This window comes from Sulfurimonas paralvinellae (genome assembly GCF_014905135.1).
GTDB lineage: Bacteria > Campylobacterota > Campylobacteria > Campylobacterales > Sulfurimonadaceae > Sulfurimonas > Sulfurimonas paralvinellae.
The window spans coordinates 1,501,495-1,513,970 of sequence record NZ_CP041406.1 but is presented as its reverse complement, the minus strand read 5'-3'; the positions used below and the strand labels follow the sequence as shown (position 1 = coordinate 1,513,970).

The window sequence follows — 12,476 nt, the reverse complement described above, 5'->3', positions numbered from 1 at the left end:
ACAATATTTCCATTCAAGGTATACAATCAATGAACAATGATTTAAAACAACAGCAAAATGCTCGTATAAATATATATGCTTTAATCTCTAGACTGATGATAGGCGAAGTTGATGAAGGGCTATTAAAATCAATAGAAGACGATCAAAACATGCTCTCTTTTTTCCCAACATATGCAACATGGAAAAAAAGAGAAGAGTATGACAGAAAAGAGTTGATAGAGAGATATCTCAATGTTGATTTTACTAACCTTTTTTTACTCCATCTTATTCCGTATGAGTCTTTTTATACAAGAGAAGATCAAATGATGGAAACAGGTGGTGAAAACCCTGTACAGGCCATTTTTAATGCTTTTGAATTTAAAGTCGAACTTGACAAGGCTCGTGTAATGGCCGCGGATCATATCGGGATTGAATTAGAATTTATGTATGAACTTTGTCGTGCAGAACTAAAAGCGCTTGAAGATGATGACATGGAATTGGCAAAACAGCTCTCGCAACTGCAATACGGTTTTATGAAAGACCATATTTTGGAGTGGGCACCGATGTATCTTTTGAATGTTAAAAATGAGGCAGGAACGGCATTCTATTATGATCTTGCGGATTTGGCGTTGGAATTCATTATGAGTGATTTTGAATACCTTACAGCGCTTAAAGAAAACGAGTATAACTATAACGCATGAGTCTCCTTAGCTTAGATGTTTCAAAATGTGTGCATACATCAAACAAGTTTGCAATATGTAACAAATGTGTTGAAGTATGTCCCGTTGAGACTATCAAGATAACTGAAGGTGTTGTCTCTTTTGTGCCGAGTGAATGTGTAGGATGCGGTGGTTGTGGAGCAGTATGCCCTACAGCTGCTTACTCATTGGATGATTTTAAGCCTATTAATTATGTGTTTAGTTTTTTAGAAAATGATGAGCAGCTCATCTCTTGTAAAACAGAACTTCCGTGTATCGCTGCTTTGAGTGCAGAAGAGCTTTTAAGTATGGCTTTGATTGCAAACGAGCAGCTCACTGCCGATATAGGCGGATGTAAAAACTGCGAGATCGGTGCAAAAAACCTGCCGATCATCGAAGAGCGCATAGAAGAGGTTAACTTTCTGCTTGAAGCAATGCAACAGAATAAAAGTATACTCCTTCAAGAAGTAGAGAGTGTCTCTGAGCCTAGTAGCGGTGAAGCGTTAATGAGCAGAAGAGAACTGCTTTCAAAAGAGGGACTTAAAAAAGCGGTATCTATCAAGCAGCAGTTTGAAAATGAAGTTGCCGCAAGTGAAGATATTGAAAAAGTTCATACGGTCACGAATGCGGATATCGCTAAAATAAAGCAAAAAAATATTCCCGACAGAAGAAGTCTTTTGCTGATGGCTATGAAACGAGCAAGTGTGCCTGAGATCTTTCATAACATTGATATCAACGATATCTCTTTTATTTCGCAAAAAGATTTGGATGAGACGACATGTACGAATTGTCAAATGTGTTACAGAATCTGTCCTACAGGCGCACTCTCTTCTGATGGAAAAAACAGTGTAATAAATTTCAATCCGCTTGCATGTGTTCAGTGTCACTCTTGCCACGATGTGTGTGAACCGGATTCCTTGACACTGCGACCGACATTTGCATTGGAGAGCTTTTTTGAACCAAAGATCGAGACGCTGGCACGTTTTAGTATTAAACGGTGTGATGAATGCGGGAATTTCTTTGCGTACAAAGGCGGTGAGGTTTTATGTCAAAGATGCAAGATAGAAGAGGAAGAAGCACGAGAGCTATGGGGGATAAAATGAGTGAAAATATAGAAGCACCACAAACGATGAATGCTGATGATCAGATTCAAAAACAGACAAAACTTTTTGGTCTTATTGCAGAACATGCAAGTCCGAACAGACTCTTTGTAATGCTCAACAAGCTTGTCAAAGCATCAGGAGATGATGCTATGATGATACCTATGAACATACGTGAGGATGATTTTTATTTTACATTGTCAAATATGAAAAAATCACATGTAAACGGTGCCTATATAGCACCAGAATACCAAGAGAGTGCCATTGAGCTTCTTGATGAAGCGGATGAGTTTGTTCAGGTCTATAACAAGTGTGACTTTGTCGTGCGTGATGGTGAGAAACTCATCGGAACCTATCTTGAAAAAAATGGCACACTTGAGGGTGAAGCATTGGCACAAGAGATATATAATCAATTTATAAAGTAGAGGAAAGAATATTATGGATATGAAAGATTTAAACGAATTACGAAGTGAATTTGAGCAGATGCAGCAACAGGTAATGATTGATCAGGCTTGTGCTGACGGTAGTTGTGAAATGGATGCTCCTGAAGACTATCCGGATTATCTCAAAGCTATCTATGCTGAAATTATGCCGCCGGTGAAGAGCGGTGTCTATTTCTCACGCTGGGATCTCAAACGTATGGCACAGCAGCTTGATGAGTCTTTTGCTATCGATGTCAGAGAGAGAATGTTTCAAAAATTTATGCAGTGGGTTGCAACACCGGAAGATTTCCGTGCTGTTATCGATCAATTTTCTCAAAATATGGATATGAAATGTGCAATATATAAAGAATACAGTGAAAAATATCCTGCGACAAAAGAGATCTTTGATGCAAAGATTCAAAAAACTGAGAATGCTAAAAAGTATTTTGAAAAAGTTTACAGAGAGTTCTTTACCGAAGACGGTGGTGCAGCAGAAGCCTAGCCTCTGTTAGTAATCCACACCAAGAAGATCCTCTTCTACGTCATACTTCCTTGAATCCTCTTTTTTAAAATGAGCAAGAAAGTAGGTAATGTTCTTTATATCTGCCTGCGTGAGCGGTTTTGCAAAGGTAAACATGATCTCCTGCTTTTGTGTCTGTGCAATTCCCTTTTTAAAATCTTCCAGTTTTTTTGTTAAGAAATCTCTTTTTTTGTTTGATAGTTTTGGGTAGTAACTGCTTCCTTCGGCATTGGTTCCATGACAGTTCGCACAGCCGTTTGCGTAGTAAAGATTTTTACCAATTTCATAAGATGTCTCTGTTTTAGCATAAAGAGCACTTTGTAGAAGAAGAAAAACAGTTATGGCAGTCCGAATCATTTGAGTCCTTTGATAATAGTAGTTTTAATCTTATTGAAATTATGAGCAGCATTATTATATACTATCTCTTCCAGCATTTTTACTTCATGTGAAAATTGTTGCTCCTTATGTATATTTACCAAAATAAAAAGCAGTTCTTTTGCTGTCTGCGCTTTTTTGATCTCTTGTAGCTCTGTAGAATCAGCATCTTTTTTAAAGCTAAAAGATTGAAATTGTGCACTTAGATAACCCGTGATAAAAATAATAAGATAGATAAGAAATTGTTTGAGTGCATCAAAGTTAATGAGCTCTTTTGTTTGTGGGTACTCTTCATTATCTAAAAGTTTCGATGTATCAATCTTTGTAACTTTAATATGGTGTTGTGCTGCAGTAAGCGTATAGTATTTCTCTGTTTTTGGTGAATATGCATGGAGTGTTACTGCAGGAATTGTAAAATCTTTTTTTGCACTTAGGGCATAAATATACTCTCTTTTTATTTTGTATCCTTCTGGAGTTAGTTTTATATAGGCATTATTTATATCAGAAAAAAGATTGACATCTTTTAAATTTTTTAGCAGAGTGACTTTGTCATTGTATCCTGTTCCCAAGAGTGTGTAGTGAAGATTTACATTTTCATATTGATTTATTGATTGCTTGTCAATGGTGGAGTTGAGTTTAAAATCACCTATTAAATCTACAGGATGTTTAAGTTTCTTTACTCTGATATCAAGAGGTTTTATTTTAACATGTGAGACTTCCATAGCAATCCTTTTGCTGTCATCATGGTCTTCCACATAGGCAAATGCAATTCCCTTGTCGGTAGCAGTTTTTATTGTAAAATCAAAATCTATATGAATTTTTTTTGCTTTGAGCGGGAAAATAATATACTTAAATACAGCAGATGTATTATGATAAGAGTGGTCTTGAATCTCTTTTGTAAGTAAAACGGCTTTGTAGTCATTACTTTTTTTAGGCGTAGCAAAGAAGAACATAACTTTTGATTTATTCTTTTGATGTGCAATCAATGTTACTTCTATAGCCTCTTTGACAACAGCTTCTTTCTTATTTGCAAAGAATTTATATGTAGCTAACTGTTTTGCATAGATTGCTGTTGTAAAGAGTAAAAAGATTAAAAATATTCTACCAAGGCTCTTTTTCATCAGTGTATCCTTTATTGATTTTTTCATAGGCTTTATAGGTGAATTTATAAATACCTTTCTCTTTTTTCGTCGCTTTGGCAACGGTCTGTTTTTTTTGCGATTTTTTTGTACTGCCACCACCATTTGACTGCTCGCTTGATGACTGATTGGATGCGCTTTTACTTGTGCCGCTTTTTTGTTTGTCATTTTTCTTTGAACCGTTTTGATGTTTTTTCTTTGATGCAGCATTTTGGTTCTGCGGAAGCATTTTAGAACTATCTTTTTTGGTTTTGAGATGCAGTTTATAGAGCAGATGCAGGTTATACAGTGCATCATTGTCATCCCCGAGCGCTAGTGCGTAACGATAATAGCGCTTGGCTCGGTCGTATTGCTTGAGTTTAACGGCACAGTTTCCAAGGTTATAATAGATGTTTTTCTTGAGCCCTCTATTTGCTGTGCGTATCTGGGAAAAGGTTTTTGCAGCTTCTTGGTAACGGCCGGCTTTATAGTAGGCAGAAGCAAGGTTGAAATAACTCTGCGGTGACGGCGCAACGGCTTTGAACGCATTGGCGGAATCTTTGTATCTCTGTTGCGTGTAGGCTTCCTTGGCATTTTGAATATGATAAAAATCGATGATAGAGGCAGTACTTTTATGTGGTAATATAAGAAATAACGCCAATGATAGCAAAAATCTCTGTGTAATTTTTGTGATAGAGAGAAAATAGAGAACAAAAGCGATGGAAAGAGGAATATAAAAAAGTTCTTTATAGGATTTTACCTCGATATGCTCTTTTTTACTCTGCCGGCTTGTAAGATCATTTGAGAGTGCATCGATGTCGCTTAATGATTTTAATTGATAGTATTTTCCTTTTGTTGCATTGGCAAGGTCTGGAAGAATAGGATTGATTTTTGAGATAACGATAGCATCATTGCTGTTTTTAATGTACTTGCCATCTTTTTTAAGAGCCGCTCCTTTTTGTGTTGCCGTTGCCACAATATAAGGAATGATGCTGTGTTCTTTGGCGATCTTTGCAAGGGTAGCAATATCATGTTCACCGCCGCCGTCACTGAAAATAATCAGATTTTTTTGTTTCATAGGAAGCTTTGCTATTGTTGTAAAAAGATTCTTTATATCTGTACTTTTTGTCAGTATATAGTTTGGCTCCAAGGCATCAAGTGCCATCATGCTTATTGTCGTATCTGTTGTCGGCGGGGAGATGAGCAGTGTGGATGATGTAAAGGCAAAAAGGGTAAACCTGTCTTTAGGATGTGATGCAATGAGCTTTTTTATAGCTTTTTTTGCAAGTTCATAGCGACTTGGTTTAAGATCTGTTGCCTGCATGGAGTATGAGGTATCGAGTGCGATGATATAATCATGCGAATCGAAATCCTGCTGGGTGTAGCTATTCTCATAGGCAGGTCGTGCCATTGCCAAAAACATAAACACAAGGCTCAGATATAAGAGCTGTGTCTGTTTTTGTACATTGGAGTGCTTTTTATAGATAAAATAGATGGGAATAAGTCCAAAAAGTACCCAGGCATTGAGAAAAGTCATCTAACTTCTCCTCTTTGCAAGCAGATAGAGCAGCAGCAAAATGGCAAATGCCAAAGGGTAGGTAAAGAGCACCTGTCTATTGAGATAGTGTTGTGAGCGGATGGCACTTGGTTCGAGATTGTCAAGTTCTTTGTATACATTTTGAAGTGCTGCTGCATCGGCAGCTTCAAATGAACGGGCATCGGTGTCTTTAGCAATTCTCTCAAGTAGTTTTGCATCGTAGTCACTTTTTTTGCCAACGCCAATAGTATAGATTTTTACATTCATTTTTTTTGCAAGGGCTACAGCATCTTTTATCTTTGTTACCCCGCTGTTTTGATAACCGTCGGTTATGAGAATGATGACCTTGTTCCTTGCGTTTGACTTTTGTAGCATCTCCAAAGCGCGTTGCAATCCATCACCGATAGCTGTTGAGTTTCCGGCCATACCGACTTCTAAAAAATTCAGCATATAAACAAGGGAATGCATATCGTAGGTAATCGGCACGACATTAAATGCAAAAGAGCCAAAAACACTCACGCCTACATTATCATCAAAGCGTTTCGTGACGAATGTTTTTATGAGATTTTGAAGTATGGAAAACTTACTGGCTTGTCTGTTTTCAGCTGAATAGTCACTTTCCTCCATAGAACCGCTGGTATCAAGCACGAAGACAAGATCACGTCCTTTACGCTGCTGTGCATTTTTTGAATCATAAGAAATAGGAGAGGCAAGAGCAGTGACAAGCAGAGTAAAAATAATGGAGTACAGCAGCTTTTCTCTGTTAAACCAGTGTGCTTTTTGTGAAAAAAGTGTTGTATGGGGGAAAATAATTTTTTTGATGCTCAGCGGGCATTTGTAAATACAGATGATAAGCAAGAGCAAAAGAAAGGCATAAGGGTACTCAAACTCGAAATGCTGCATTTTATTTCACTCCTGCCCATAAAAGTCGAAGCCATAGTCCGAGAGCTGACGTGTAACCGACTTCTTTAAAAACAAGATTTCCCTTATTGTCATAAATAAAAGTCGTCGGGTAGCCTACTATTTTAAATCTTTTGGATAGAGTGCCATCTTTATCGTTAACGACTCTGTATGAATATCCGTGTTCGTTAAGATATTTTTTTATTGTATCGTCATCTCCTGAATTGGCAGCGATGGTAATGATTTGATAATGGCGTGAGAGCAGATTGATATTTGCAGCTTCTAGTTTACAGGTAGGGCACCATGTCGCCCAAAAGTGAATGACGATTGGTCTATTTTTATCTACTTTAGCTAGGGTATTGTTGATGAGTCGGAAACTTTGTATATTAAGTGGTCTGTTGCTGAGAGATTGTGCTTTATAGAGACTTAAAAGGTTGGTTGCAATGGTCATAATAATGATAATAAAGAGAATCTCTTTGACACTGTTTTTAATTTTTGATTTCATTGTTATTTAGTTTAACACTAATGTAATAATAAAGTGATAAAATTAGGAAAAATAAAGGAAAAGATAATGTTTAAATTACTTATTTCTTCACTAACTGTTCTATTGCTTGCAGGTTGTCAAAATATTACGCCAGAGGTAAAGACAGATAAAAAAACTGCACCTGCAAAAACTCGGGTTGAAAAATCAGAAGCGCAGAAAACGATGCAAAAACATCCAATGCAAAAACCAATGATGCATAAAATGTTTCAGAGTGTCGATAAAAAAGATGCGATTCTTGTGCAAACCGGTCCAAATAAAGAGCACTGTGCAATGTGCGGTATGAATCTTATTAAGTTTTACAAGACAAGTCATGCTGCAAAACTTAACGGAAAAAATATTCAATACTGTTCACTTCATTGTCTTACAGAACATATAAACGAAGGTGCAGAACTGGAAAATCCGATGGTTGTGGATGTTGATTCATTGAAGTTCATTCCGGTAACGGAAGCTTTTTATGTTGTAGGGAGTGATGTTCCTGAGACAATGAGTCCTGTAAGTAAATATGCTTTTAAAAACTTGGATCTTGCAAAAGCATTTCAGAAAAAACATGGTGGAAAGATTGTAGACTTTTACTCTGCATGGCAGGAAGCAAAAAAAGATTTTCAAAAATAAAAAAAGCGATGACTTTCAAATCATCGATTCTATTGGGGGATTAGTCTGATAAATAGTATCAAGGCTTTACATCGTAGCACTTTCAAGATTTTAAATCTTAGTCCACATTTTTGGTAAATTTGAAGATATGTTTCAGTATAATAGTTTCCATACAAAGCCTTTTTTGTTGTGATAGAAGAGTGCCTTGATGATGCAAGAAACTTAAATTAAGGAAATGAAATGAAAATAATAATAAAAATGATACTGGCTGTATCAATATTCAGTAGTTTAGCTATAGCTAATGAGAATGTGATAGTTACAGGATGTAAAGATATAATGAAAAATAGACTGACGGTGGACAGTGCTTTTGTGACAGGTTATATAGCTGGACATAATATACTTGGTAGAAATGTGCTTGATTCGATGGAAATGAAGACATTCTTGAATTTAGATACTAAAGATGCGAGAGATTTGTGTAAACTATTATTAACAGATGAGTCCGATTTATCAAAAAAATATCCAGCATATATGTTTAGCTTTTATATTAGAGCAATGTTAGCAAGAGCCAATGGCTATAAATGGGATGAAGTAAAAGAGAGAAAAAAACTTATGAGAGAAGCCAGTGGTTTTAAAGATACTAAGAAGAATAAAAAATACTAGATGAAAATTCTCTTATTAACAATATTAGTTACATTGACTTTATCGGCATTTGAAGTACAAAAAGCAGATACTCATAAAAGAGTAGTTCCTAATGGACAAAATCTTCACAAGATTATTTCTTGGTCTGGAATGCTTGATGATGCTATTGGTGCTGTTGTTAATATTAGAATATATAAAAATGATAAAGCCATTGGTGTAGGTTCTGGAGTCATTATTTCTAAGAATGGCTACATTGTAACTAATGAACATGTTGTACACAGGAGTGACAAAATCTATGTATATTTACACAGTAAAGCTAAAAAAATAAAAGCAAAACTCATAGGTACTGATAAAGCTAATGATGTAGCAGTTATACAGATAAGATCTCATAATTTGAATCCTATTAAGTTTGCTGACTCTGATGCAATAGAACTAACAGATTTAGTTTTCACTATTGGTAATGGATATGGTCTTGGTAAAACTGTATCTCAAGGTATAGTTTCGGCTTTACACAAAAGAGAGTTAGGAATCTATGAATATGAAAACCTTATACAAACTGATGCAGTAATTAACCCCGGTAATTCTGGTGGTGCATTAGTAAATAATCAAGGTGAACTGATTGGTATAAATAGTGCTAAAATTGCTAGAGTTGGTGTTTCGGGTATTGGCTTTGCTATTCCATCTAACACAGTTCAAATAATTACTAAAGCCATAATTGAGAATGGAAAGTTTGAAAGAGGTTATCTTGGTATTTCATTTAAACAAAAGAATGAAGGGATAGTAACTGTTGAAAGTATAGATAAAAAATCTATTGCCTATACAAATGGTATTAGAGTTGGTGATCAACTGATTTCTTTTGATTCTAAAGAAATATTTACTCCTGGTGATGCTATCTATATTTTGGGTTTAAAACAACCGGGGGAAAGTGTTATTATCGAGTATAGTCATAAAGGTAAAATTATAAATAAAATAGTAAGACTTGGAAAGAGATAAGTCTAAATTGTGGATTATTTTTGGTGATCTGCAAGAGGTACCTATTTTTAAGTTGAATATTCCTTTCACTGAATACGTAACTTGTATCTGAAAAAGAAGCTCAAATTTTTGAATGCTCCCCTTTCAAATCATCGCTTCTACCGCGCAATTAGACGATAGGATCAGCCTCCTTTATCATCCAGCATCAAATTAATTTTCACCATTTTTATAAACCGTATATTTTGATCTACTTTTGGGTTGCAAGTACACTCTAGACAAACGACAAGACCATCCCTAACCATAACAGATCCTTTAAAAAGGTTTTTTTGCGATGTACATCTTTAACATGTTATGAAAAGAAAAGCAAGAAGTGTTCACAAAGTCTAAAAAGAAAATTTATTGAGTAGGAATTATAAGAAGTTGAGGAGGGATGAGATAGAGTGTTTACTCTATCTCAGCATCGATAACGTCATCATCATCTTTTTTAGCATTTTGGTTCGCTTCACCAGCTTCACCGCCTTGCTCTTTTTTATACATTTGCTCAGCCATTTTATGACTTGCTTCTGTAAGTGCTTTTACTTTCTCTTCAATTTGTTCTTTAGTTGCATTTTCATCTTTTAGAACTTCTTGAAGATCAGTGATCGCTGCTTGAATTTTCGCTTTTTCATCAGCTTCTAGGTTGTCACCCATCTCTTCCATAGATTTCTCTGTTTGAGCGATCAGTGCATCCGCTTGGTTTTTAAGCTCTACAAGCGCTTTGCGTTTTTCATCTTCGGCTTTATGCTCTTCAGCATCTTGAACCATTCTATTGATCTCTTCTTCACTGAGTCCTGAACTTCCGCTAATAGTGATTTTTTGCTCTTTACCAGTACCTTTGTCTTTTGCAGATACTGTCAAGATACCATTTGCATCAATGTCAAATGTAACTTCGATTTGAGGCACACCACGTGGAGCCGCAGGAATATCAGTCAACTCAAAGAGTCCTAACGATTTATTGTCTTTAGCGAATTCACGTTCACCTTGAACAACATTGATAGAAACCGCCGGTTGGTTGTCTTCCGCAGTTGAGAATACTTGCGATTTTTTTACAGGAATCGTTGTACCTTTTTCGATTACTTTTGTTGCAACACCGCCAAGTGTTTCAATTCCAAGTGAAAGAGGCGTAACGTCAAGTAAAAGAACATCTTTAACATCACCACGTAAAACACCACCTTGAATCGCTGCACCCGCTGCAACAACTTCATCTGGGTTTACACTTTTGTTAAGCTCTTTGCCATCGAAGTAGTCAGAAACTTTTTTCTGTACAAGAGGTACACGTGTTGAACCACCAACCATGATGATCTCTTTGATGTCACCTTTGCTAAGATCTGCATCTTTCATCGCAGTGTCGATATGAGTCATAGTTTCATCAACTAAAGGATCGATCATTCCTTCGAATTTCGCACGAGTCAATTTAACAACCAAGTGTTGAGGTCCAGCTTCTGTCATTGTGATGAACGGTAAGTTAATCTCAGTTTCAGTAGCTGAACTCAACTCTTTTTTTGCTGTTTCAGCAGCATCTTTAAGACGTTGGAGCGCCATTTTGTCATTTTTAAGATCAATTCCGTGAGAAGATTTGAACTCAGCGTTTAAGAAATCAACGATTTTGTTATCGAAGTCATCACCACCGAGGAATGCATTACCGTCAGTTGAGAGAACTTCGAATGTTCCATCAGAGATTTCAAGTGTTGTTACATCAAATGTACCACCACCAAGGTCATATACAAGTACATCTTCATCAGATTTGCTTTCAAGTCCATATGCCAGTGCAGAAGCAGTCGGCTCATTGATGATACGTAGAACGTTCAGTCCTGCAATCGTACCTGCATCTTTTGTCGCTTTACGTTGGCTGTCATTGAAGTATGCCGGTACTGTAATAACAGCATCTGTAACTTTACTTCCAAGATAAGCTTCCGCATCTTCTTTTAGTTTTGTAAGAATTTTCGCTGAAATTTCTTGTGGTGTATATATTTTACCTGCAACATCAACAGCTGCCATTCCATCTTTATCTACGATTTTATACGTAACTTTGTCTTGAGCGAGTTTTGCATTTTCCTCGTTCATCATCAGACCCATAATTCTCTTAACTGAAGAGATCGTTTTTTCAGGGTTTGTGATCGCTTGACGTTTTGCAGGATCACCTACTAAAACTTCACCTTTATCTGTAAAAGCGACTACTGATGGAGTAGTGTTCTTACCCTCTGCATTTGGGATGATTTTCGCTTCACCACCTTCGTATACCGCTACACAAGAGTTTGTTGTTCCTAAATCTATTCCTATTACTTTACTCATCTTATTTTCCTTTTTTAAGTTTGAATTTTTATACTTTCTGAATTTTTATTACTCTGTAATTGTACAGAGTTTTAAAAGCTTCTTTTGCAACCTAAGTTGCAATTGGTTGGCGAATTTAATTCGCGACGACTACCATTGCCTCACGTAAAGGTCTCTCTTTATACTTGTAACCAGTTTGGAATGTCTCCACTATCTGACCACTTTCAATTTCTGGATGATCGACACTCTGTACCGCATTGTGGATGTTTGGATCAAACGGCTCCTCATGAGATACCATGGTGACACCATGTTTTTCAAGTGCTGTCATGAACTGTTTGAGTGTCAGTTCCACTCCCTCTTTGAGTTTCTCTATCAACTCTTCAGGCGCTGCATCTGTATCTGCAGATTTGAGTGCCATTTGAAGTGAATCAACAACAGGGATCATATCTTTTGCAAATTTTTCGTTTGCATATTCAACTGCTGTATATTTTTCTCGTTCAAGTCTTTTTTTGATGTTGTCAAAATCAGCATGTACGCGTGCATATTTATCTTTACACTCATCTAGTTCTTTTTGAAGTAGATCAAGTTCATTTTCAGCTGCAACAGCATCTGCCTCTACTTCTTCATTTGTATTTGTTTCATTTTCATTCATATTTTCGTTCTCTGTGTTTTCAGTAGACATAATAATTTATAACTCCTTTTTTGAAAAGATAAACGTATTATACATATTGAGCGTAACAATGTCAAGTATAGGTTGAAGTTTATTGATAA

At 36.3% G+C, this 12,476-nt stretch carries 14 protein-coding genes; 7 read left to right on the top strand and 7 right to left on the bottom strand.

The window, feature by feature from the left end; all coding sequences use genetic code 11:
* Window positions 1-29: 29 nt before the first annotated feature.
* From FM071_RS07780 to FM071_RS07765, 4 genes are read left to right on the top strand one after another with little or no spacing between them, the layout of a single operon-like run.
* A complete protein-coding gene (locus tag FM071_RS07780) occupies window positions 30-680 on the top strand; it encodes a TorD/DmsD family molecular chaperone (protein WP_193110402.1) in 651 nt (216 codons plus the stop codon).
* Complete coding sequence (locus tag FM071_RS07775) at window positions 677-1,780, top strand: 4Fe-4S dicluster domain-containing protein (RefSeq protein ID WP_193110400.1); 1,104 nt, start codon at window positions 677-679, stop codon at window positions 1,778-1,780. Before FM071_RS07780 ends, FM071_RS07775 begins: the two co-directional genes overlap by 4 nt.
* Window positions 1,777-2,202 (top strand): RNA-binding protein, encoded by a 426-nt coding sequence (locus FM071_RS07770; RefSeq protein WP_193110399.1) that lies wholly within the window; start codon window positions 1,777-1,779, stop codon window positions 2,200-2,202. Before FM071_RS07775 ends, FM071_RS07770 begins: the two co-directional genes overlap by 4 nt.
* 13 nt (window positions 2,203-2,215) lie before the next feature.
* Entirely contained in the window at window positions 2,216-2,701 is a 486-nt protein-coding gene (locus tag FM071_RS07765; protein ID WP_193110397.1) for a hypothetical protein, read from the top strand.
* 6 nt (window positions 2,702-2,707) lie between these two features.
* Here the strand turns inward: FM071_RS07765 and FM071_RS07760 are convergent, their stop codons facing one another.
* Genes FM071_RS07760 through FM071_RS07740 form a run of 5 tightly spaced genes read right to left on the bottom strand, consistent with a single transcriptional unit; the run spans window position 2,708 to window position 7,154 of the window.
* Window positions 2,708-3,076 (bottom strand): c-type cytochrome, encoded by a 369-nt coding sequence (locus FM071_RS07760; protein ID WP_193110395.1) that lies wholly within the window; start codon window positions 3,074-3,076, stop codon window positions 2,708-2,710.
* A complete protein-coding gene (locus tag FM071_RS07755) occupies window positions 3,073-4,215 on the bottom strand; it encodes a BatD family protein (protein ID WP_193110393.1) in 1,143 nt (380 codons plus the stop codon). Before FM071_RS07755 ends, FM071_RS07760 begins: the two co-directional genes overlap by 4 nt.
* Complete coding sequence (locus FM071_RS07750) at window positions 4,196-5,749, bottom strand: vWA domain-containing protein (RefSeq protein ID WP_193110391.1); 1,554 nt, start codon at window positions 5,747-5,749, stop codon at window positions 4,196-4,198. Before FM071_RS07750 ends, FM071_RS07755 begins: the two co-directional genes overlap by 20 nt.
* Window positions 5,750-6,652, bottom strand: coding sequence for a vWA domain-containing protein (locus tag FM071_RS07745; RefSeq protein ID WP_193110389.1), 903 nt, complete (start codon window positions 6,650-6,652; stop codon window positions 5,750-5,752).
* Window position 6,653: 1 nt separating this feature from the next.
* Window positions 6,654-7,154: a redoxin domain-containing protein gene (locus FM071_RS07740; protein WP_193110388.1), complete on the bottom strand. Its 501-nt coding sequence runs from the start codon at window positions 7,152-7,154 to the stop codon at window positions 6,654-6,656.
* A 66-nt stretch (window positions 7,155-7,220) separates the two neighbouring features.
* Here FM071_RS07740 and FM071_RS07735 point away from each other — a divergent pair, with 66 nt between their 5' ends.
* From FM071_RS07735 to FM071_RS07725, 3 genes are all read left to right on the top strand, one after another.
* Window positions 7,221-7,805, top strand: coding sequence for a nitrous oxide reductase accessory protein NosL (locus FM071_RS07735; RefSeq protein ID WP_193110386.1), 585 nt, complete (start codon window positions 7,221-7,223; stop codon window positions 7,803-7,805).
* 219 nt (window positions 7,806-8,024) lie between these two features.
* The gene (locus FM071_RS07730) at window positions 8,025-8,444 is read left to right on the top strand and encodes a hypothetical protein (RefSeq protein WP_193110384.1); all 420 of its coding nucleotides are present in this window, start codon (window positions 8,025-8,027) and stop codon (window positions 8,442-8,444) included.
* Window positions 8,445-9,416 (top strand): S1C family serine protease, encoded by a 972-nt coding sequence (locus FM071_RS07725; RefSeq protein WP_193110383.1) that lies wholly within the window; start codon window positions 8,445-8,447, stop codon window positions 9,414-9,416.
* 423 nt (window positions 9,417-9,839) lie between these two features.
* Here the strand turns inward: FM071_RS07725 and dnaK are convergent, their stop codons facing one another.
* On the bottom strand, window positions 9,840-11,726 hold the full coding sequence (gene dnaK, locus FM071_RS07720) for a molecular chaperone DnaK (protein ID WP_193110381.1): 1,887 nt from the start codon (window positions 11,724-11,726) through the stop codon (window positions 9,840-9,842).
* Window positions 11,727-11,841: 115 nt separating this feature from the next.
* Complete coding sequence (grpE, locus tag FM071_RS07715; protein WP_193110379.1) at window positions 11,842-12,387, bottom strand: nucleotide exchange factor GrpE; 546 nt, start codon at window positions 12,385-12,387, stop codon at window positions 11,842-11,844.
* Window positions 12,388-12,476 lie beyond the last annotated feature (89 nt).